Source organism: Sporosarcina sp. G11-34, from assembly GCF_026931025.1.
This window is the reverse complement of the sequence record NZ_JAHNZW010000002.1, coordinates 373762-396601: the sequence shown is the minus strand read 5'-3', so window position 1 is coordinate 396601 and position 22840 is coordinate 373762. Positions and strand designations below refer to the sequence as shown.

Sequence of the window (22840 nt, the reverse complement as noted above, 5' to 3'; positions counted from 1 at the left end):
TTATTTTGTCACTAATCTTTCGAATTCATTGCACTATTCGTCGTTTTATTAGTTATAATGTAATATGGAGTCGAATACTTTAATTCATAATGAGGAGTTGCAAATATTGTGTCGTTTCGCAAAAATTTCGTAATCGGGCTTATGCTTTTCGCCTTATTCCTAGGTGCAGGGAATATAATCTTTCCACCTTTACTAGGGCAAATGGCAGGAGACCAGCTTTTCATCGCCATGGCAGGTTTTCTTATTACCGGGGTCGGATTACCACTGTTAGCTGTTCTTGCAATTGCGAATGCAGGAGAAGGTGGATTACAATCAATAGCGTCAAGGGTCCATCCCTTGTTTGGAGTTTTCTTCACGATGGTTATTTATATGGCAATTGGTCCATTTTTCGGAATCCCAAGAACGGCAACTGTTTCCTATGAAATAGGTGTTGTTCCATTTCTCACCGATGGACTAGTCGATGCAAACTGGACACTTCCACTCTTTACAGTTCTATTTTTCACGTTGACAGTCATTCTTGCACTAAACCCTGCAAAACTAGTCGACCGAATCGGTAAAGTGTTAACGCCTATCCTGTTCGTTGTAATCGGAGCACTGGCAGTAAAAAGTATTTTAACGCCAATGGGTAAGCTCGGTGAATCGCATGGTGAATACATGGATAGTCCATTTTTCCGCAGTTTCGTCGAAGGATATTTAACAATGGACGTCATTGCCGCTTTAGTATTTGGGATTGTAGTGATTAATGCGCTTCGTGACGAAGGTGTCACGCAAAGAGGCCCAATATTAAAAGCAATGACCATTGCAGGACTTATTGCAGCGGGTGGACTAGCAATCGTTTATATTTCACTTAGCTATATTGGCGCGACAAGCGTCGAAGTCATTGGCATCCAGCCAAATGGTGGTGCAGTACTTGCGCGTGCCTCCACAGTCCTTTACGGTACTTCTGGGACAGCAATTCTCGCAGCTACAATTATTTTTGCTTGCCTGACAACATCCATTGGGCTTGTCTCTGCATGTGCTCAATATTTCAAACAATTATTCCCTAATAGATCATACAAAATGTTTGTCTTTCTATTTGCGGGATTCAGTGCACTTGTATCCAACGTTGGACTAACTCAACTTATTTCTTTTTCACTACCTGTACTGATGATGGTTTACCCACTTGCGATTGTGCTTATGCTTATGTCCTTTATTGACAAACTATTCGGACGAGAACCGATTGTTTATATACTTGCACTTTTAGCTACAGCTTTCGTAAGTATTTTTGACGGATTACTTGTAGCTGAAATTGATGTTAAGCCAGTGACTTCCATACTTGCCCATCTGCCCCTTTATGAACAGAATATTGGGTGGCTTGTACCAGCAATTGTTGGAGCACTTATTGGGGTTGTCATTAGTTTCTTCACGCGCAAGCGTAATTCATGAACTAAAGAAAAAACGCCGTCTAATTTACACATAGACGGCGTTTTACTTTATGGAATTTTCACTTTAAAGCTATCAAATTCTATATCCCCTAAATGCTCTGGTGATTTATATCGTCCCTTATAATCACTTTTAAATTCATCCTTTGTTTCCCGGATGTCCACTCTTTGTCGGTTAATCTCCGCTCTATCGGCCGGAATGTCAGCCCCTTTCCTGGATGTCCACTCTCTTGGACCGAATGTCCGCTCTTTATCATTTAATCTCCACTTTATCGGCCAGAATGTCAGCCCTTTTCCCAGCGGGAGAGAACCCCGAATTTATTGGCGTATACACCGGATAAAACAGTAAAACACCTTGTTACTCTAATGTTTGTTCGATATACTATATATAGGAAGTTACATTAATCTGAATATCTTGAGCGGAGTGAATGATAATGTTCAAGGACAATCGATATCTTAATTACGACGCGGCTGGATTCCGAAAGGACCTTATCGCAGGGATTACTGTCGGTATTGTAGCCATTCCTCTTGGGATGGCTTTTGCAATTGCTTCTGGAGTTAAACCCGAGTACGGTCTGTACACGACGATTATTGCGGGTCTACTCGTTGCGTTGTTGGGGGGATCACGTTTTCAAATTGCAGGTCCTACGGGGGCTTTTATCCCAATATTACTTGCCATCGTCCTTCAGTATGGCTATGAGGATTTACTTATTGCGGGGTTCCTTGCAGGTATTTTCTTAGTTATTATGAGTTTCATAGGAATTAGTAGCTTAATCCACTTCGTTCCAAGGTCCGTAACGATTGGATTTACAACAGGAATTGCGGTCATTATTTTTACAGGTCAACTCGGAAATTTTTTCGGATTGACCGGATTAGATAAAAAAGAGTTTTTCCATGAGAACATGATTGATCTTATCAAACAATTTTATACGGTAAACATGTTCAGTATATTTATTGCGCTTATCGGATTAGCAGTTATCTTTATATTACCTAAAATTGCACCGCGTATTCCTTTATTACTCGTTGCGCTTCTTATTCCTACAATTATTTCCGTACTGTTATTTCCTGGGAAAGTTGAAACGATTGGAACAGCTTTCGGTGGAATTCCAAACACACTTCCAGGCTTTCATTTTCCACAAATTACATTCACTAAACTATTAAACCTTTGGCAACCCGCGCTTATTATTGCGTCGCTTGGCGCTATCGAATCGCTACTGTCGGCAGTCGTTGCGGATAGTATGAGAGACGTAGAAAAGCATGACTCGAAACGGGAACTATTCGGTCAAGGTATTGCTAATATTATTACCCCGTTGTTTGGCGGAATTCCAGCGACTGGCGCAATTGCCCGTACAGCAACCAATATAAGATCTGGTGCGATCAGCCCTGTTTCAGGCGTTGTACAAAGCCTATTTGTACTTGCTTTCCTACTACTTTTCGCACCTTATGCATCTTATATTCCACTTGCTGCAATGGCTCCGATTCTTATGTTCGTAGCTTGGAATATGAGCGCACGGAAAGTATTTGTCCATATACTTACGATTCGAACGGGCGATTCGATTGTACTACTTACTACTTTTTTGCTAACTATTTTTGTGAACTTAACGGTTGCAGTTCAAGTTGGAATTATTATCGCGGCTATATCATTCCTTAGGAAAATGAGTGGCAAATTAGCTTTGAAAGACGGAAAACTATCCGAAGTTGAAATCACAAAAATTGGTTTGGGCGATAGTACATCTATAAAAAAGTATAATATAGATGGCCCTCTCTTTTTTGGAACGGCTAAAGTCTTTGAGGATAAATACCCCAAATTCCTTTCGACGGGTGCAAAAATTATCATTCTTGATATGGAGCATCTCTCTGTCATCGATGCAACTGGTGAAGGGGCACTTTCTGCTTTACTTGATGATGCAAGAAAAGTCGGCATAAAAGTTATTATTAAACGACTGCCAAAAGATAAATTATCGCTATTCAAAAAAAGTGGTTTATACGACCGCATAGGAAAAGAAAACTTTTTCATGTGAACCTCCCGGACTTAGACAACAAGAAAAAGGAAGGCCGCCCCATAATGAGGTGACCTTCCTTTTCTTTTTAGTAAACATTAAGCCGGAACTACCTTCGTAATTTCTTCCGCTTCCGCTTCAGGTCTTCTTTTCTGGATGAACCAAATAAGAACCATTAAAGCTAATCCAAGTAGACTTGACGTCCATTCAGGAATAATAAGCATCAATCCCGCTCCAAACATAATCAAGCGCTCCCACGCCCTCGAGTTACGAATGAAGTAGCCGATCACTGCACTACTAACACCAACCATTCCAATTAAGGCTGTCGCTACACTGAATATAAGTTTTAATATCGTGACATCTACAAAGACAAGTATCGGATTATAAATAAATATATACGGAACGATGAAAGCGGCGATTGCAAGTTTGACCGCAGTTACCCCGGTCTTAAATGGATTAGCTTTAGCAATCCCCGCGCCCGCATAAGCTGCAAGACAAACAGGTGGTGTAATGTCCGCAACGATTCCGAAATAGAACACAAACATATGAGCTGCCAATGGCGCAACGCCAAATTCATTGATCAATGCTGGCGCCGCAATTGTTGCCGTTACAACGTAGTTCGCTGTTGTCGGTAGCCCCATACCGAGAATAATACAAGCAATCATCGTGAAAATAAGCGCAAGAATAAGGTAACCGTTCGCCATCGCAATAATCCCCGCGGCAAATTTAGCACCAAGCCCCGTTAGACTAACGACTCCTGCAATAATTCCAGCTGTTGCGACCGCCGCAATAACCGGTAGCGCAACCCTTCCACCTTGCTCAAGCACATACACAACTCGTTGTAAATTAAAGCGTGAATCTTTTCGAACAAATGAAACAAGGAAAGCTGATAAAATACCATATAGTGCCGCACGTTGTGGAGTGAATCCCGACATGATCGTCACAATAATAACAAGGAGTGGGACAATCATATAACCGTTCTTTAACACCAAATCTTTAAATACGGGTAATTGCGATTTGGGTAACCCCAAAATCTTTAATTTTTTCGCTTCGAAATGTACCCCTATAAAAATACCAGTAAAATAAAGAATTGCTGGAATAAGTGCCGCCAACATGATTGTAGCGTAATTTACACCGAGATACTCCATCATGATGAACGCTGCTGCCCCCATCATAGGTGGCATAATTTGGCCGCCCGTAGAAGCTGCTGCTTCCGTTGCGCCCGCAAATTCCGGTTTAAATCCGGCCTTTTTCATCATTGGTATTGTAAATGAACCCGTAGCAACCGTGTTCCCAACCGAACTTCCCGAAACTGTTCCCTGAAGCGCACTCGCGATAACAGCCGTTTTTGCCGTTCCACCTGTAAATCTACCGGTTAATGACAGTGCCAAGTCATTGAAAAACTTACCAATTGGCGTATTGACAAGCATAACCCCAAAGAACAGGAAAAGGTAAATAAATTTGGCGGAAATCTGAATAGGTGTACCGAACACACCACTTTCCCTATACCATAAGTTCGGTGCAATCCGATCAACCGTAAACCCTGGATGGGAAAGAATTTGCGTCGGAATATATTTCCCGAAAATAGCATATAAAATCGCTACGCTTGCAACGATTACAATTGGTAATCCAACTGTTCGTCTTGTTGCTTCAAGCACGAGGAGAACCCCAAGTATTGAGATGAAAATGTCAATCGGGCTATATCCTGATATTCGACTTTGTAAAATCGAATCGAAAAAAAATATTTTATGATATGTCACATACATTGCTGTAAATGCCAAAAGAACATCATACCATGGTACTTTTTTCTGCGTTCTCATCCATTCTTTTTTTGCAGGATACAGTAGAAAGATAATCCCCAGTGCCGTACCTAGATGTACTGCACCTTGTTTCTGCGAAGGCAATGTTCCAAAATAGCCTGTGTATAGATGAAAAAGTGTAAGTGAGACACCAAGAAGAGTTACGACCCATGCCCACTTTCCAAGCTGGGTTCGAAATTGGTTCTCCTTATCATACTTTTCAAGAATTTCTTGTGCACTAAGGGCTTTTTTTTCTTTCATATAATCCCCCCTGTCTATTACAAAACCACTGAAAAAGTCCACAATTATAAACTGAAACTAGAATTTCAAGTGTTTCAATGCGTTTTATTCCTAGATATTCAAGTAGACTTGTAGATGATATTGCGTATCATCCACAAGTCTGCTTGGCATACTAAAGTTTTTTCGATGATCTGTCTGTCACTAATGAGTTCCACCAGTTATTTCAAATCATCAAGACTTTTAATTTTAGATTTCTCCCTAGTAACAATTTGAATAACTTCGGGATAAATATGTCCAATAAATGCTGCGTTTGTTACTTCATTCCCCTCAAACTCAGCTTCCCCGTTCAATGCTTGGATTGCGGGAACATGTACAGACATACCAAGATCCATATGCCCATCTTTAATTGTTGAAAGGTTCTCAACCGAAGCACCTGTCTCCGTATTCGTTACGTTAATGCCATCAACATGCTTATTCCATAGGTTAGCAATTTCTCCGCCTAGAGGATAATACGTACCTCCTTGACTACCTGTTCCAAGGATCAATTCTGATTTACGACTACTTGCATCCGCTGCTAGTTCTGCTACTTCATTATCAACTGTAAGACCTTGCTCTTCATAATACTTTTTCGCACCTGGGTGCATTAAGAGTCCTTCAGATCCTCTTAGTGCATTTTCAAGCGTCATTTGTACTGCCTGAGCATGTGTATTTTCGCTCGCGTTTTCAATCATACTTTTCGCTAGTAAATAGCCGAGTTCTTCATCGATTGTATCCGTATTACCCATAAGAACAGCATAGGCCGTAACTGTTTCAATGTCTTCAGTCATGAAGTCATATGTTTCTTTCGGAATCGTTAAACGTCTGTAACCAGAATTTTCTTCAATATGTGCAATTGCTTCATCTGAAAGTCCAAGCATTACTACATCACCAGTAGACGCTTGTAAACTTTCGATACTTGCCGCTGGAAGTCCAAGAATTCCAATTGAAACATCGATATTACCATCTTGCACACCGTCGGCAGCGTCACCAAAACCTTCTTGGTAAGCTTTATAATCATCTTCTCCAATACCATAAGCATCCAAAATCATTCTAGAAACGTTGTTCGTTTCACTTGCAGCCGGTCCGATTGCGACGTTCGTTTTGCCACCGCCACCACATGCAGAAAGAATTAGTAGTAAGCCGACCACTACTAACAATAAACTACGTATTTTCCTTTTTTCCATCTTGTAACCCCCCCAGTTAGATTTTCTACTCTCTTGTGTAAGCGCTTACTTTATGGAATCAAGTTATTCTTAGAGGTTGACACTATCAACACAATAAGAAGCTTGTAATCAATTATACTAAAATCCACACAATATGCAACAAGTTTTCTATCTATTCCGTTTAATTGATAAAACAGACACTAAGAACATCCCGTGGAAACCTAGCAATAATCAAATGGTGTTCACTGTTCAGTAGCTATTCCAAGGGGATTTTTCCCATGCAAAAACACCAAAGGGAAAATTATAATCCCTTTGGTGCTTTCAATTTATTCAAGGCTTGTAGGACAACCAGTTGTAGTTTCACTTCGTCTTATTCGCAATATCCATCGCACGATTTGTTCCTTCTGCCGCCTGGTCAAGTGCTTCTTGTGGATCTTTCCCTTGGTATAGGTCTTCCAAGGCTGTAACAATTTGTTGACGCGATTCAGGGAAGACAGAAATGAGTGCTCCCTGTGTAGCGATACCGGGTACTGTATCTTGTAGCTGATCCACAGTTACTTTAAACTGAGGATATTTCTCCCACTCTTCTTTAACAATATCTTCATCATATGCTGCTGGGTTAATGGCAAAGTATCCTGTTTCAAGATGCCATTTCGCCTGAACTTCTGGCGTCGTCAAATGCTTCATAAATTCCCACGCAGCTTCCTGTTCATTTTCGGAAATTCCTTTTGACATCCAAAGAGATGCCCCACCGATAGCAACACCGTTACGTTTCACTTCGTCTGCGTGTGGAATATAGGCAACACCTACTTCAAATGGAGAGTTGGTAATTGCGTTTGCGACACCCGCGGAGGAGTCCATGTACATCGCTACTTTCTCAGACGAGAATGCCGCACGGATATCATCCCAGTTCGTTCCGTAATTTCCAAATGTACCTGCCTTGTTCATCGTATCTAAGAAACGGAAAACATTCAGCCCCTCTGGACCGTTAAAAAGTGCTTCTGTCGCATCGCCGGAACGACCATTGTCTTCATTGACATATAGTCCCCCTTGCGTTGCAACCAGTTGCTCAAAGAACCAGCCATACGTAAGCATTGAAAATCCAAACATGTCATCTGTTTTTAGTTTTTCGGCTGCACCAATTACTTCTCCGAATGTTTCTGGTGCTTTTTCCGGGTCCAATCCAGCGGCTTCAAATGCATCTTTGTTATAAATCATTACCGGAGTAGATGAATTAAATGGCATTGAATACAAATCACCATCTACTCGGTAATAGTTTAAAATATTTTCTTCTAACTGTGACAAATCATAATTGTCTTTATCAATGAATGACTGCATTGGTTCAATAAATCCACTGTCAATCATATATTTTGTCCCAACTTCAAACACTTGCGTAATTGCAGGTGCATCTTTTGTCCCGCCAACACTGCGTAGTTTCGTCAAAGATTCCTCATAACTACCTTGGAACTCTGCTTTCACCTCATATTTGTCCTGGGAATCATTAAAACTTTTTACGATTGCATCCAATGATTCTTGCCCCGAACCCGACATTGCGTGCCAAAACTCGATTTCAACTTTTTCACCATCATTGCCCGGATCTTTTTTAGTCGTTTCAGAATCTTTCATTGTGTCATCATCTTTTTTCGTATCACTATCGCTATTTGTACAAGCGGCAATAACAAGAACACCTAGTAGCATTAATAAAAACAGAGACGATTTCAATAGTTTATTCATCTTTTGAACACCTCTTTGTCATTTTTTTATTTCAGCGCACCTTGAGAAAGCCCTTTTTGCAATTGCTTTTGTCCAAGGAAGAGTAACAGCAACGTTGGAATGATAACTACGATTACGCCGGCCATAACCACCCCCCATTCAGTTGCAATTTCCTGTGATTGAAGCTGCTTCAGACCTATTTGCACCGTTCGTACGGAACTATTCGTCGTGATCAAAAGTGGCCATAAATACATATTCCAAGTGGTCAAGAAACCATAAGCACCTAGCGTAACAAGACTTGTTTTTGATACGGGTAGTATAACCCTCCAAAAAAAGGAGAAACGACCTAAACCGGCAACTTGTGCAGCCTCATGTAACTCTTTCGGAATCGTTTTAAAATGTTGCCTGAGTAAAAACGTTCCAAAAGCAAGAGCGAAGAACGGCAATGTTAGTCCTTGATACGTATTTAGCCAATCCAATTTTTGTATTATGAAGAAATTCGGAATCATCGTCGCTTCCCACGGAATCATCATTGTTGAGATGAACAGGAAAAAAATGAAGTTACTCCCCCTAAACGGGATGAAAACAAATGCATAAGCAGCTAGGCTACATACGACAAGTTGTCCTAGCATCACCGCGGACGAAACAATGAAACTATTAACAAGATATTGCAAAAGCGGTAACCGTTCAAACACGCGTATATAATTATCGAGCCTAAATGATTGAGGCAAGAACCTTCCTTGTAATATTTCAGGACCCGTCATAAATGAAATCATAAATGCATATAACACAGGAAAAAAAACAAGAAACGCCGTGACTGATAATAACAAGTAAAACCACATTTTCTTTGGAAGGCTCATTGTCATTGGTAATGCACCTTCTTTTCCCCAAGTTTAAACTGTAGAATCGTCACAATAAGAATAAATAGGAATAACACAACCGCTTGCGCACTCGCCGTTCCAAACTGATAGTTAATAAACGCCTCACGGTAAATGGAGTAAACGATTAAGTTCGTTGACTGCGACGGTCCCCCTTTCGTTAAAATATCAATTTGTCCGAAAGTCTGAAATGCATTAATAAGGGAAATTGTTATAATGAAAAATAATGTTGGAGACAACATAGGCAATGTAATCCGACGTAACCGGTAAAAATATCCCGCCCCGTCAATCCGGGAGCTCTCATATAAATGCTCGTCAATATTTTGTAACCCACCGAGTAGTATAAGAAACGAAAAACCGGTATTCATCCAAATCGTTGAAATAGAAACAGAGATTAGTGCCCATTCGGGGTCAAGAAGCCATTGAATTTGGGGGAAATTAAAAACATGTAACAATCTGTTGAACATACCAACACTTGGGTGGAACAAAAACAACCAAATTACAGATGACGCCGCCACTGAAATTCCCATCGTTGAAGCATAGATTGTTCGGAAAAAACCGATTCCTTTTAGTTTTTCATTTGCTAGAAGTGCGAAGAATAATGATAGAAGAATACCAACTGGTACAGTGTAAAGAACAAATAGAGCGGTTGCTTTCATACTGTTTCGGAATGCCGAAGATTCATACAGATAAGCGTAGTTTTCAAAACCAACGTTAAGAGCTGCTTGTCCCGCTTGATCCGTTAAGAAAAAACTTAAATAGACCGTTCGAAACATAGGATAAAATACAAAAACTGAGAATAGAATAATCGAAGGTAATAAATAAAGAAGTGCAGTCCTTCCATTCACCGACTTACGCCATAATCCCAACGTCGAGGGTGCATTCATATGAGTACCTCTTTGCCAAATATATAGTTCCCAAGATCAGTTGGCTGCTTGATCAATTCTTCCGTTTCTTCATTAAATAGACAAAGTGATTCAAAGTTAACAATTACAGGAATCTTATCACCGATATCCAAATGCCACTGGCCACTCCATTTGGCCATCCATTCATTGTCTCCAAACGTAAATGAAAAGACTGTTTCATTCCCCAAAATTTCAACGTTACTAATTTCCAAATGAAATTTTCCTTTTTCGTTGGAGTTTTTAGTCGCTGTTTGCAAATGTTCCGGGCGTATTCCAACAATTACTTTCTCGCTCGAAATCATGGCAAGCTCTTCTGCAGATAATGGAAGTCGCAATACATCCCCAATAATCAGTTCCGAGGACTTTCTTTCCACAATTGCATTCGTAAGATTCATAGCTGGCGCACCAATAAATGTTGCAACAAATGGATTCGCCGGAGTATTATAAATTTCGATTGGCTTACCAACTTGTTGAATTTTTCCTTCATGAAGAATCATAATGCGATCCCCCATAGTCATTGCTTCCACTTGGTCATGCGTAACATAAATCATTGTAATATTGAGCTTCCGTTGGATTCTTCTAATTTCAGAACGCATTTGTGCCCGTAACTTCGCATCGAGATTAGACAACGGCTCATCCATCAAACAAATCGGTGCCTCATTGACAATTGCACGCGCTAGCGCCACACGCTGCCTTTGACCACCCGAGAGTTCACGCGGTTTTCTTTTCAAATAATCAATCAGCCCTAACATTTCTGCTACTTCAACCGTTCGTTTTTGTTGATCCACTTTTTTCACTTTTTTTACATGAAGTCCAAAAGCGATATTTTGTTCCACTGTCAAATGTGGATAAAGTGCATAATTTTGAAAGACCATCGATAGGTCCCTTTTACTTGATGGTAAATTATTTGCAATTGTTTCACCGATTTTAAGCGTGCCGCTCGTAATTTCTTCAAGTCCCGCAATCATTCGAAGCATCGTACTTTTTCCACATCCGGATGGACCTACGAGAACAAAAAACTCGCCAGGTTCGATTGTCACGCTTATATTGGAAATAACATCATTTTGTTTATCATACGATTTTGATATATCGATTAGTTCTACTTTCTTCATATGGAATCCTTCCTTTCTTATAATCTATTTCGGCTTTACCATTTAAGTAAGCACCAATACATTAGGAGTGATTATTCATGATGTTGAAAAAGACTATCGGTATTTTTTTTTTAATAGTAGCCGTAGGCTGTACAAAACAAAGCAGTCTACCAGCGCCCCTTCCTACGGAACCCTTCTTAGTCATTGCTCATCGCGGTGCATCCGCTTATGCACCCGATCATACGATTACTTCTTACCAAATGGCGGCCGATATGGAAGCCGATTATATTGAAATCGATTTACAAATGACGAAAGACGGTAGGCTTATTGCACTCCATGATGAAGCGATCCCTGATGGAGATAAGGAAATACTTGTTGCCGATTTAACTTTCGACGAAGTCATACTTTACTTACCCGGTGAAGTCTTTAATAATAAACAACCCGTATTTGCTTCTGAAGACTACGAAAGTACGCGCGTTCCCGAACTAAAAGAAGTGCTTGATCACTTTGATGGGACCGCCAATTTTTATATTGAAACCAAATCCCCTTCTACTTATCCTGGTATTGAGAAGAAATTACTACAAAACTTACAATCGGCAGGTCTTCTAAATCTTGATAATGCACTTCCAAAGGTGATTATCCAATCTTTCGATGAAGCTAGTTTAAAAAAAGTTTTTGGAATGGAGCCTTCCATTCCCCTAGTAAAACTCTATTCATTTAAAGACACTGCCACACTTGGTGAAAAAGAAATACAAGAACTTAAAAAATACGCCTCTGGAGTCGGTGTAAATGCTGCTAGTCTAACAAAAAACTTTGTTAGGCAAATGCATTCGAGGGGACTGCATGTCCACGCATTTACCGTCAATGATGAAAAGTCCATTCAATCGATGATGGATTTTGGCGTGGATGGCGTATTTACAGACCGACCCGATATGGCTAGACAAATTCGAATCGAACAAAATAGTATGAATGACAGGTAATTTATGATTATTATATATGGTGAATTAAAGATTCTAACCTAAAAAGTCCAATGATGGTCTCGTTACCGGGCCGTTGATTTCTGCTTCCGGTGGACGCTTTCAGCTCGCACTATTCCCACTGGAGTCGCCGCCCTCCGCTCCAATCAACGAAACGCCTTCTATACTAATGAAAAATAAAACTTAAAACCCCATTATCATTCGTATTTTAAGTTAAAATAGGGAATTATGAAATCTGCTCATATAGCTATTCTATTCATAAGTAAATAAGTACATGTTTTTATTTGATTTTACGTCTGAAACAATTTCCATTTATTATACCATTTACCAACAATTTTAAATAGTTGATTTACTTAAAGTTAATATTTCATGCAAAATAAGCCACTCCGGATTAATTCCGGAATGGCTTATTCAAAACATTGTTTAATTTATACGATTGCTAATAACTTCTCTTTGAAGCGTTCAACTGCCTTGGCCGTTTCGACTTTGTGACCTACCTCGTTCAATGTGTCTCCGATGAGTTCAACTGCTTTTTCTAGCATTTGTTCCGTCGTATTTCCCATATGACCGATGCGGAATGCCTTCCCAGCTAAATGGGCTAAAGCACCTGCTACGATGACACCTTTTTTTGCGAGTGCAGCACGAAATTCAGCGTCGTCAATTCCTTCGGGATAGAGAAGACAGCTTAGTGTTGAAGCAGCGGCATCTTCTTCCGCCAATGCTTTCATACCGTACACAGCGAGTCCAGCCCTTACCGCCTTGCCGAATGCTTTGTGGCGCTCATATCTTTTCTCCAATCCTTCTGCCAATACCAGTTTCATACCTTCGTCATAAGCGTAAATTAAATTCACTGGTGGTGTGGCAAAATACTTTCCAGGATCATTCATGATTGGTATCCAATTATAAATGTCACAATAGTAGGCCGGTACCCGCTCGATTTGCTCTCTAGCAGCTAATGCCGTTTTATTGAAAGCAACGATTGCCAAACCTGGTGGTACGCCAATTGCTTTTTGGGAGCCGGTTAAAATGACATCAATTTTATAGTCCGGGTTGCCGTACGTCTTACTCATATCCTCTTCCATTGCAGCGGTTGCACAGACCCCATCTAAAATGACGAGCGCACCATGTTTCTTAATAATTGGCACAAGTGCATCCAAATCAGCCGCAACCCCCGTTGATGTGTCCGCGTGTGTGATTGTCACTGCTTTGAAATTACCGCTGTCCAGTTTCGCCTTTACTTGCTCCGGAGTCACTTGCTTACCCCATTCCGATTGAAGCGTTTCTACTCCAATGCCAAAAGCTTCCCCTAATTTAATAAAACGATCACCGAAATAGCCTTGACTAATGACTAAAATCTTTTCACCCGCCGCAACTGTATTAACGAGTGCCATCTCCATCGACACTGTGCCTGAGCCGGCAATGACAAATACTTCCCCGTCTGTTTTAAACATGTCTCTTGTTTGCTCAATCGCATGCTTATAAATCTTTGTAAACCGCGGATCTGTATGACTTCGTGTTTCCTGGGCCATTGCATCATATATAGAATCTACGACCGGTGTTGGTCCGGGTATAAGTAACATATCTTCGTTTCGCATTATTAATCCCCCGCTTCTATTTAATAAACTTTATACAGGATTATTTACCTATCGAGCTTTTTACTTATCTGTCACCGTGCTGAAAGCCCTTCACTAACTACTGTGCCATATTTAGCTTTTGCTTCAATTCGGCGTTTGTGTAAAATTGGTTCTGTGTAGCCATTTGGCTGATTAATACCTTTGAATACAAGGTCACTTGCCGCTGCGAACGCAACCGAATCGTCAAAATCCGGAGCCATTGGACGGTATTCTTCGTCCTCCGCATTTTGCTCATCAACAACTTTCGCCATACGCTTCATCGTTTCTTCGACTTGCTCTTTTGTACAAATTCCTTGGTGTAACCAGTTGGCTAGATGTTGGCTGGAAATACGTAATGTCGCACGGTCTTCCATCAAGCCTACATCGTTAATGTCTGGCACTTTAGAACAGCCCACCCCTTGATCAATCCAACGGACGACATAACCGAGAATTCCTTGTGCGTTATTATCGAGTTCCGATTGGATTTCTTCTGCTGTCCAATTCGTATTGTCCGCCAATGGAATTTGTAAAATATCATCTTGTAAATCTTGTGAACTTGAAATCCCTTTTTGCACTTCATTTACATCTACTTCGTGATAGTGAAGAGCATGTAGCGTTGCCGCTGTTGGCGATGGTACCCAAGCCGTATTCGCACCCGATTGAGGATGAGCAATCTTTTGCTCTAACATCGCGGACATTAAATCGGGCATCGCCCACATTCCCTTACCAATTTGTGCATGACCCGGTAAACCGCAATCAAGCCCAACAACGACGTTTGACGTTTCGTAAGATTGTAACCATGTCGTTTGTTTCATATCATTTTTACGAATCATTGCGCCCGCTTCCATAGACGTGTGGATTTCATCGCCCGTACGGTCCAAGAATCCTGTGTTAATGAACGCAATTCGCTCTTTTACTTCATGAATACATGCTTTTAAATTAAGGGATGTTCGACGTTCTTCATCCATTACACCGATTTTTAATGTGTGGCGTGGTAAGTCTAATAGATCTTCAATATGATTGAAAAGCGTATTGGCAAACGCCACTTCTTTCGATCCGTGCATTTTCGGTTTGACGATGTAAATTGAGCCGTGTCTAGAATTTTTATAAGACACATCCTCTTTTAAATTATGCGTTGCTATTAACGATGTAAGAACCCCATCCATAATTCCTTCTGGAACTTCTTCACCATTTTTATCAAGAATGGCACTGTTTGTCATTAAATGCCCAACATTTCGAACGAACATAAGTGAACGTCCAGGTAAAGTAATTGTTTCTCCATTCGGTGACGTATACGTACGGTCATCGTTTAGCTGACGTGTAACCGTTTTATTGCCTCTTGGAAATGACGCCGTTAAGTCACCTTTCATTAAACCTAACCAGTTCCGATACACATGCACTTTATCTTCCGCATCCACCGCGGCAATTGAGTCTTCAAAGTCCATTAACATTGAAAGTGCCGCTTCTAAATAGACATCTTTCACACCGGCTAAGTCAGTTTTGCCAATCGGATGATTCCGGTCGATTTGGATTTCAATATGCATGCCGTTATTTACGAGTAAGATTTTTACAGGCTCTTCGGGTTGCCCTTGATAGCCTACAAATTTCGTTGCCTCATTCAAATGGGTCGTTTCACCGTTTTGAAGTGTGACCGCTAATTGGCCACCTACGATTGTGTATTTTTGCACTTCAGCATGCGTTGCATTTGCTAGTGGTACAGCTTTGTCTAAAAAGCTTTTCGCAAAAGAAACTACTTTTGCGCCACGGATTGGATTATAGCTTTTGCCTGCTTCTGCCCCATCCTCATCGCCAATTACGTCTGTTCCATAAAGCGCATCGTAAAGGCTTCCCCAACGAGCATTTGCCGCGTTGAGCGCATAGCGTGCATTGTCTACCGGTACAACTAATTGTGGTCCGGCCTGAGCAGCAACTTCGCTGTCTACATTTTCGGTTGAAACTTTAAAGTCTTCTACTTTTGGTTCAAGATAACCTATTTCCTGTAGAAATGTTTTATATTCGCCAAAGTTGAAACTCGTTTTATGTTCTTTATGCCATTTATTAATCTTTTCTTGTAACTCCGAACGCTCGTCCAATAATTGCTTGTTGATTGGAGATAACTCATGAATAAGTCCATCGAAATTAGACCAGAATTTTTCTTGATTTATTCCACTTCCGGGAAGTACCTCCGAATTAACAAAGTTATAAAGCAGTTGTGAAACTTGAAGGTTATCAACCTTTACATAATTTTGCATATGTTACATCCTCCTTAAAATTTGCTTACTAATTATCTTGACAAAGCTAAATCTAAACAGCAACTTCAAAATGTTCTACTTATTATGAGACTTCTAATTTAACCTCTAGCTTATCCCAATTAATGAATTTTTCCAAAAATATCGATATAAAAACGCCCATAATTAGGCCATTCGTAATTAATGGCTGTAAAAGAAGTGGAACACTGCCGAATTGGGCTGGTGGGATATTCATAATACAAACACCGATTAGTACTGGACCTGCCAAGCGAAATATTGTTACAGAGTTAAAGAGAGTCCCCTTTAAGCTATTTAATGAAGTTCCAAATAATTGAAGGTAAGCAACGAATAAAACAGCATTACCAACTGTTAATGGCATAGTTCCTAAAAAGCTTACAAACGGCGGAATAAGTCCGAGCACCATGAACATGAATCCACTAATAATAAATGGGGCTCTTTTTAGTAAATTTGTACTTTCTAAAAAACCTATCGTAGATGTAAACGGAGTATAAGGAACCAAACCAAAAACTGCGGAAACGAGCGCCAAAGTACCCGTTACAAAAATGGATCTTCTATATTGGTTATGTTCTACCTTTTCTTTGTATAAAGCAGCGGCGGCCTCAATTGAGGCAAAGGTGTTCGTTAAATTCAACAAGCCTGCTATAAATGCAACAAAAATAATTCCTAGCTCCAAGTTAGGTGCCCCGAAAGGAAAGAAGCTGAATGCTATATCGCCGGAACTTGACACTGGAAGATCGGATGGAAAAACAATTCGATATAATAACCACCCTACTATAATGCCAATAAGGATGGAAAAGTTACCAATTCCTTTTCCGCCCTTAATTTTTAACAAACTCACGAAAATAACAACACCAATTGAGAATAAACTAACTGGAAGATCGATTGTTCCATTCCCACTTACTTTAAACATTCCTTTGAAGAATATAAAAACAAGGTGAAATGTCAGTAAGAATATATAAACACTTATCACCATTGGCGTAATTATTTTCTGTACAGCAGAAATAAGATTGAATACTGCAATCAGAATGGTTACCGCTCCTGCCAGAAGGATCCCTGTTGCAATACCGCCCCCAACAGTTGCAAAATCCAATCCAAGTGCAGAAGCGGAAATCCCCATATTTAATAATAATCCCCACATTAGTCCCGAATGTCCCTCTAACAAAGGAAAACGATGCCCAATCCAAGCTTGTAAAATACAAGCAAGTCCCGTAAATATGAAGGAGTATCTTATCGTCATTTCAACTGTTTCCGCTGGAAGATGGAACGCAGCTCCTACGGAAATCGGAACAACAACCGTATTGGCAAATATAAAGAAAAGCCACTGAAATGAGGATAGTAAAGTTAATGTAGTTCCTTGTTTCATCATCCTAATCATCACCACTCCCAAAGCAACCCTTTACGATTGCCTCGCAAAATCTAGATTCTACGCCTTCGTAGAATCCTACTTTATAAATATTAATCACATTTATAAAGTAGGGTACTTAAACGGGCTAGTTTGAATTCTAGTATCTTGTTATATCCATTGGCAATGTACCCGCAGCAAATCCTACAAACATGAAACGGACACTTCCTGTATTACGCATTCCGTGAATTTGATTAGGCTTAGCTAACAATACCATTCCCTGTTTGATTGGAATTTCATTCTCTAGATCGGGGTAATACGTTCCTTCCCCTTCTATGCATACCCACATGTCATCGACATCTGAATGGGAGTGTATATATACTTCCTGACCTGGCTCTAGACACCAAATGGCCCCAACTGTTTTGTCTGTTTCATAGAAATAGTTCTTTTGCGGTTCGTTCGGATCGAACTTTGCTATCTTATCGATTTCAAAAACTCTTTCCGCAATAATTTCATTAATATCTGTCAAAGTCGCTTTTCCTTCCATCCCTAAACACCTCTTTTGTATTTTTAATTATCAGTCTACCTTATTTGGCAAAAGCACCTTTATTGTCATACGCATCGTTATGAATAACATCTGAAATAAGGTAATTATATACATCGTCAACTATATCAATGCCGTTCTTTTCATTTTCTTTTTCTCTTGCAGCACTTCTCTGCCCAGGGTAAGAAACCTGATCAAATCCGGGAGCTGGTTTTATATTATTCAAATCAGTCATCGTGTTTGTAATGCTTTGCTTAAAGTTGGTTAAGCCAGTGAAATATTCTGGATTAATCACGATATGAAGCTGACCAAGATTTCGATGTTCAGTAAGGTCTTCGTACATTGACGATACTTTATTTCCAAATGGAAGACCTAAAAGGATTCCTGACAATACATCAACCATCATCATTAGTCCATATCCTTTTGGACCGGCAATCGGCAATAACGCATTCACTGCAAATGGATCCGTTGTTGGTTCTCCATTGCCATCTACTGCCCAAGTATCTGAAATCGGTTCATTTTTTGAACGGGCATGTAAGATTTTCCCCCAAGCCTGGACTGTTGTTGCCATATCAAAAAGGATTTTGTCATCGCCATTTCCCGGAGCAGCAAAAGCAATGGGATTTGTGCCGTAATAGGGTTCTGCTCCTCCATATGGGACAACCATCGGATCAGACTGACAAAGAGAAATTCCAATCAGATTTTCGTTTGCCGCCTTTTCCACAAAATAAGAGAGCGCACCGCTATGACTGATCCTTCTAACACCTACAATTGCTATTCCAGTTTCTTTAGCCATTTTAATAGCTTCATCCATTGCTAAATCTGCAACGACATGACCCACTCCATTATCACCATCATAAATAGCAGAAGCAGGACCTGTTTTTTCAAATTTGAAAACAGGACTTGTATTAATTCCGCCTTTAGCAATTCTTTCGGCATAATACTCTACACGCATTGCACCGTGGGAATGTACCCCCCTTGCATCAGCATGAACAAGTACATCTGCTACACCTTCCGCATGATCTTCAGTTAATCCAGCTTTATTAAGCTTCGTTTTGATTAATTCCGTAAGCTCTTTTCTCGTTAATTTCATTATGTGCACCCGCCACCTTTCTAAATGAGAGCGTTTTCATAGTTCTACATCACGGTTACAGTCTTTAGAGTAGACATATGTTAAATTGTCTCTTCCTACTGCATATGCCGCTTGATGTACGTATGGTCCCATGAAAATATAGTCGCCTTTCTTTACCGGAACCCACTTATTATCTAAATTATACATTCCTTCTCCTGACAATAAATAAGCGCCATGTTCCTGCACATGCGTTTCGACAAATGGATGACATGCCGCAGGTTCAAAGGAAAGAATATGAAAGTTCATATCGAAATCTAAATCCAACGGTAAAAGATCTTTTAGATGAACATTATGCATACCATCTAGATTGCCAAATTCAATCTTGTTTGCATGGTTTGAAACTACCCATGGCTTCCGTCCTTCAAGCGGACGATATTTTTGCTTATATAGGAATAGTTTAGAATCGGTATCTCCAAGATTCTCTAGATACATTTTCGTCCCTGGTGGACAATATAAGTATCCGCTTTCTTCAAGGTTGAACTCTTGATCATCTGCAGAAGCTTTTATCGCCCCTTCAATAACATAGACAAATGTCTCCACATCTTCTTGTCCGCCAAATCCCTCGCTATTTTTTCCGTCTTTATGCATTGTTACCATATAATCTACAAAACTTGCTCCAAGCTTTGGTGAAGCTAAAATAGAAATCGTACAATTTTCAAACCCCGGAACGACGTTATTCACCAATCCTTCTGGTGCGATTAATGCATATTTACCATGTTCAATAATTGACCTGCTTGTTAATAAATCGTTAGGATATCCCATCTTTAAAAACTCCCCTTTTTTATCTTTATTCTTTATATGCCAATTCATATAGAGTACCAATTAATGCTTTAACGCCTTCAGCTAAATCTGTAGGCTCTGTATATTCTGCGGGATTATGGCTAATACCACCCCGGCTTGGAACAAAGAGCATAGCCGTCGGAACCGTTTCCGCGAAGATTTGTGCATCATGACCTGCTCCGCTATGCATGAGCTTATAATTCAAGCTATTTTCTTTGCATTGTTTTTCTATGATTTCTACAATCCTAGAATCCATCGGGACCGGATCTGCATCTAACCACATATCTATGGATGTTTCTACTCCATGTTCTTTAGAACTTTTATTAATCTTTTCAGTAAGTATTTCAGTAAACTGGACAATGGCATCTTTTTCGGTATGACGCACATCTATAGTAAAAATAACCTTACCAGGCACAACATTGACGATATTTGGCTTGACTTCCATTTTTCCTACTGTCATTACTAATGGATCGCCAAGTTGCTTCGCCGAACTAATTAATTCATAGATCATATGGCTAGCCGCATAGACAGCATCCTTACGGTAGCCCATCGGCGTTGTACCTGCATGGTTCGCTTCACCCGTTACTTCAATCGTAAAACGTCTTTGTCCGACAATGCTATGCACAACTCCCACGGATTTCTTCTCAATTTCCAATACATTGCCCTGTTCAACATGAATTTCTACAAAAGCCTTTAAGTCCTTACGCGGAGCACTTGTTTCTTCCTTAAATGAAAAGCCCGAATCTTTCATAGCTTCTATAAAAGGAACACCGGCAAAATCCTTAATCGCTTCAACGTCTTTTCGGACCGCAGTACCAACAACATTCTTTGAACCCCAGTAAACATAGGGAAATCGACTACCCTCTTCTTCTGCTAAAGAGATAACTTCCAGATTTCGTTTCGGCTGTCCATAATGTTTCTTCAGATATTTTAATGCAAGGACACCTGCAACAATTCCATATTGACCGTCATATAAACCACCATTTGTTACAGTGTCAACATGGGATCCAGTAAGAATCGTTTCACTTGTGTCATTACCTTTTAATATTCCACTCAGATTCCCGATTTCATCGAATTTCACTTCAAGGTCTTCGGTTTCCATCCAAATTTTCAAGGCCTGCTGGGCTTCACACCATTCTTTTGAATAGAGTAAGCGAGAAACTCCCCCTGCTGGATCTTTTCCAAAGCTACCTAACCAATTAAGTCTTTCAGGGATCTCAACTGCCAAATTTTCAATTTCAAGCTTTCCTTTACTTGTAATCAAATCTTGTATTTCAACCATCCCTTTCTTCTACTTTACAAACCTCAATTGGTTTCCTAAGTATAATTTATTCGAATTAAACCTTATTAAGCTTATACCTTATATTCTAAGCGTTTTCACTCAATTAGTCATTATCTAAATTGACTAAAAACATCATCATTGTTTGTTCAACTTAACTAAATAACCGTTGTCTTTTTGTGCAGTAAACCCTAAATCATTCCCGTTATTCATCCAGAGTAATAAAAGGCTTAGGAGATAACCCCTAAGCCTTTTCGGTTTCGAATGTGGATATTTATTTTAAAGAACTTATTTTCACTTTTTCAGTTTCAGTAATTTTTCCATTATCAAAGACAACTACACCATTGACGATAGTCGTCGTTACATTACCTTTGAATGTCTTTCCAACATATGGTGACTGTTTGTGCCGGTATAATAAGTTTTCTTTCTCCAGCACAAAGCTTTCGTTTAAATTAACTATCGCCAAATCAGCGTCGCTATCAACCGCAATTGTCCCTTTATGTGGATACAATCCGAATAGCTTAGCCGGATTCGTAGCCGTTAATTCAACAATTTTTTCCAACGGAAGTTTACGGTTAAAATGTCCCTCCGTCAACATAACGTTCAATGTAGACTGGGCACCTGAAATGCCGCCCCATGCTTTAAAGTAATCTCCGTTTGTTACTTCTTTCATTGATGGCGGTGCAGGTGAGTGGTCGGAAGCAATAACATCAATCTCGCCCGTTGCAACAGCCGTCCATAAATCTTCCACTTCTTGCTCATCTCGAAGTGGAGGACAGCATTTTGCCAAACCGCCTTTCTCCTTTAAATCTTTCAGCGTTAAAGATAAATAATGGGGGCATGTTTCAACTGTAATATCTACGCCTCTTTGTTTTGCTTTATTAATTTCTTCCACTACTTTTCGACTGCTCGCATGAACAATATGTAGTTTACAACCTGTAGCCTCGGCATACGAGATAATTCTTCTTACCGCCTCTATTTCAGAAATAATTGGCCTTGATTCGACGAAATCTTTGGCGGATACTTTATTTTGACTTTGTTTTTCTTCGGCGAGCTGATCGCAAATGACTGTACTTTCAGCGTGAACAGCTAGCAGGGAGCCAATCGAAGCAATTTCGCTCATCCCTTTGAAAATCGTCACGTCATCCACATGATTGAAATCAGCAATCCCACTTGGGGACATAAAGGCTTTAAATCCAATAACTCCATTCTTGTGCAGTTCTTTTATATCCCCAATATTTTCAGGCACAAGCCCGCCCCAAAAGCGATAATTAACAACTGACTTTTCTTCGGAAGCAGCTCGCTTCAATTCCAAGTTTTCTTTATTAATAGTTGGAGGTGTACTGTTTAATGGCATATCAAAGTAAGTTGTCACTCCACCTGCTGCTAAGCTTCTGCTTCCCGTTTGAATACCTTCCCATTCGGTTCGGCCCGGCTCGTTAAAATGAACATGCGTATCGATTAACCCTGGGAGAATGTGTTGACCTTCGGCATTTATTTCTTTACTAGCAGTTGCTTCAAGTCTTTTTCCGACAGAAGTTTCTTTGATTTTCCCTGCTTTAATAGCAATATCCCCTTGAACAATCGAATCTACCGTTACAATATTACCGTTTCTAATAATTAGATCATACGTAGCCATAGGTTTTTCCTCCTT

General features: G+C 40.1%; 17 protein-coding genes. 3 read left to right on the top strand and 14 right to left on the bottom strand.

From position 1 onward, the window contains the following. Positions 1-108 precede the first annotated feature (108 nt). Both brnQ and KSU66_RS03880 read left to right on the top strand, forming a co-directional pair. Positions 109-1425 carry a branched-chain amino acid transport system II carrier protein gene (gene brnQ / locus KSU66_RS03885; protein WP_269050099.1) on the top strand — a complete coding sequence of 439 codons (1317 nt, stop codon included), beginning with the start codon at positions 109-111 and terminating at the stop codon, positions 1423-1425. A gap of 430 nt (positions 1426-1855) precedes the next feature. Next, positions 1856-3442 (top strand): SulP family inorganic anion transporter, encoded by a 1587-nt coding sequence (locus KSU66_RS03880; protein WP_269050098.1) that lies wholly within the window; start codon positions 1856-1858, stop codon positions 3440-3442. 77 nt (positions 3443-3519) lie between these two features. Here the strand turns inward: KSU66_RS03880 and KSU66_RS03875 are convergent, their stop codons facing one another. The 6 genes from KSU66_RS03875 to KSU66_RS03850 all read right to left on the bottom strand — a co-directional run bounded on the left by KSU66_RS03875 (position 3520) and on the right by KSU66_RS03850 (position 11270). Next, positions 3520-5481 (bottom strand): TRAP transporter permease, encoded by a 1962-nt coding sequence (locus tag KSU66_RS03875; protein WP_269050097.1) that lies wholly within the window; start codon positions 5479-5481, stop codon positions 3520-3522. A 197-nt stretch (positions 5482-5678) separates the two neighbouring features. Further along, a complete protein-coding gene (locus KSU66_RS03870; protein ID WP_269050096.1) occupies positions 5679-6683 on the bottom strand; it encodes a TAXI family TRAP transporter solute-binding subunit in 1005 nt (334 codons plus the stop codon). Between the two features lie 339 nt (positions 6684-7022). Next, positions 7023-8384: an ABC transporter substrate-binding protein gene (locus KSU66_RS03865; protein WP_443028935.1), complete on the bottom strand. Its 1362-nt coding sequence runs from the start codon at positions 8382-8384 to the stop codon at positions 7023-7025. A 38-nt stretch (positions 8385-8422) separates the two neighbouring features. After that, a complete protein-coding gene (locus KSU66_RS03860; RefSeq protein ID WP_269050173.1) occupies positions 8423-9235 on the bottom strand; it encodes a carbohydrate ABC transporter permease in 813 nt (270 codons plus the stop codon). 2 nt (positions 9236-9237) lie between these two features. Further along, a complete protein-coding gene (locus KSU66_RS03855; protein WP_269050094.1) occupies positions 9238-10140 on the bottom strand; it encodes a carbohydrate ABC transporter permease in 903 nt (300 codons plus the stop codon). Beyond that, complete coding sequence (locus KSU66_RS03850; protein WP_269050093.1) at positions 10137-11270, bottom strand: ABC transporter ATP-binding protein; 1134 nt, start codon at positions 11268-11270, stop codon at positions 10137-10139. The genes KSU66_RS03855 and KSU66_RS03850 overlap by 4 nt, the downstream gene beginning before the upstream one ends. A gap of 80 nt (positions 11271-11350) precedes the next feature. On the opposite strand from KSU66_RS03850, the gene KSU66_RS03845 reads away from it, so the two are divergent. Next, complete coding sequence (locus KSU66_RS03845) at positions 11351-12229, top strand: glycerophosphodiester phosphodiesterase family protein (RefSeq protein WP_269050092.1); 879 nt, start codon at positions 11351-11353, stop codon at positions 12227-12229. Between the two features lie 425 nt (positions 12230-12654). Here the strand turns inward: KSU66_RS03845 and KSU66_RS03840 are convergent, their stop codons facing one another. From KSU66_RS03840 to KSU66_RS03805, 8 genes are all read right to left on the bottom strand, one after another. Beyond that, a complete protein-coding gene (locus KSU66_RS03840) occupies positions 12655-13821 on the bottom strand; it encodes a pyridoxal-phosphate-dependent aminotransferase family protein (protein WP_269050091.1) in 1167 nt (388 codons plus the stop codon). Positions 13822-13892: 71 nt separating this feature from the next. Then, a complete protein-coding gene (locus KSU66_RS03835; protein WP_269050090.1) occupies positions 13893-16091 on the bottom strand; it encodes a malate synthase G in 2199 nt (732 codons plus the stop codon). 82 nt (positions 16092-16173) lie between these two features. Continuing rightward, positions 16174-17475, bottom strand: coding sequence for a uracil/xanthine transporter (locus KSU66_RS03830; protein WP_269050089.1), 1302 nt, complete (start codon positions 17473-17475; stop codon positions 16174-16176). A 136-nt stretch (positions 17476-17611) separates the two neighbouring features. Continuing rightward, complete coding sequence (locus KSU66_RS03825; protein ID WP_269050088.1) at positions 17612-17998, bottom strand: cupin domain-containing protein; 387 nt, start codon at positions 17996-17998, stop codon at positions 17612-17614. Positions 17999-18038: 40 nt separating this feature from the next. Then, positions 18039-19088 carry an ureidoglycolate dehydrogenase gene (gene allD / locus KSU66_RS03820; protein ID WP_269050087.1) on the bottom strand — a complete coding sequence of 350 codons (1050 nt, stop codon included), beginning with the start codon at positions 19086-19088 and terminating at the stop codon, positions 18039-18041. 36 nt (positions 19089-19124) lie between these two features. Further along, the gene (gene allE / locus KSU66_RS03815; protein WP_269050086.1) at positions 19125-19889 is read right to left on the bottom strand and encodes a (S)-ureidoglycine aminohydrolase; all 765 of its coding nucleotides are present in this window, start codon (positions 19887-19889) and stop codon (positions 19125-19127) included. Positions 19890-19914: 25 nt separating this feature from the next. Continuing rightward, on the bottom strand, positions 19915-21144 hold the full coding sequence (allC, locus tag KSU66_RS03810; protein WP_443028934.1) for an allantoate deiminase: 1230 nt from the start codon (positions 21142-21144) through the stop codon (positions 19915-19917). Between the two features lie 316 nt (positions 21145-21460). Beyond that, positions 21461-22825: an allantoinase gene (locus KSU66_RS03805; protein ID WP_269050084.1), complete on the bottom strand. Its 1365-nt coding sequence runs from the start codon at positions 22823-22825 to the stop codon at positions 21461-21463. Positions 22826-22840 lie beyond the last annotated feature (15 nt).

Excerpts from the sequence above, each read along its gene's own strand:
- KSU66_RS03880 (WP_269050098.1), top strand. The coding sequence starts at position 1,856 with ATGTTCAAGGACAATCGATATCTTAATTACGACGCGGCTGGATTCCGA.
- KSU66_RS03875 (WP_269050097.1), bottom strand. The coding sequence starts at position 5,481 with ATGAAAGAAAAAAAAGCCCTTAGTGCACAAGAAATTCTTGAAAAGTAT.
- KSU66_RS03870 (WP_269050096.1), bottom strand. The coding sequence starts at position 6,683 with ATGGAAAAAAGGAAAATACGTAGTTTATTGTTAGTAGTGGTCGGCTTA.
- KSU66_RS03860 (WP_269050173.1), bottom strand. The coding sequence starts at position 9,235 with ATGAGCCTTCCAAAGAAAATGTGGTTTTACTTGTTATTATCAGTCACG.
- KSU66_RS03855 (WP_269050094.1), bottom strand. The coding sequence starts at position 10,140 with ATGAATGCACCCTCGACGTTGGGATTATGGCGTAAGTCGGTGAATGGA.
- KSU66_RS03850 (WP_269050093.1), bottom strand. The coding sequence starts at position 11,270 with ATGAAGAAAGTAGAACTAATCGATATATCAAAATCGTATGATAAACAA.
- KSU66_RS03845 (WP_269050092.1), top strand. The coding sequence starts at position 11,351 with ATGTTGAAAAAGACTATCGGTATTTTTTTTTTAATAGTAGCCGTAGGC.
- KSU66_RS03840 (WP_269050091.1), bottom strand. The coding sequence starts at position 13,821 with ATGCGAAACGAAGATATGTTACTTATACCCGGACCAACACCGGTCGTA.
- KSU66_RS03835 (WP_269050090.1), bottom strand. The coding sequence starts at position 16,091 with ATGCAAAATTATGTAAAGGTTGATAACCTTCAAGTTTCACAACTGCTT.
- KSU66_RS03830 (WP_269050089.1), bottom strand. The coding sequence starts at position 17,475 with ATGATGAAACAAGGAACTACATTAACTTTACTATCCTCATTTCAGTGG.
- KSU66_RS03825 (WP_269050088.1), bottom strand. The coding sequence starts at position 17,998 with ATGGAAGGAAAAGCGACTTTGACAGATATTAATGAAATTATTGCGGAA.
- allD (WP_269050087.1), bottom strand. The coding sequence starts at position 19,088 with ATGAAATTAACGAGAAAAGAGCTTACGGAATTAATCAAAACGAAGCTT.
- allE (WP_269050086.1), bottom strand. The coding sequence starts at position 19,889 with ATGGGATATCCTAACGATTTATTAACAAGCAGGTCAATTATTGAACAT.
- KSU66_RS03805 (WP_269050084.1), bottom strand. The coding sequence starts at position 22,825 with ATGGCTACGTATGATCTAATTATTAGAAACGGTAATATTGTAACGGTA.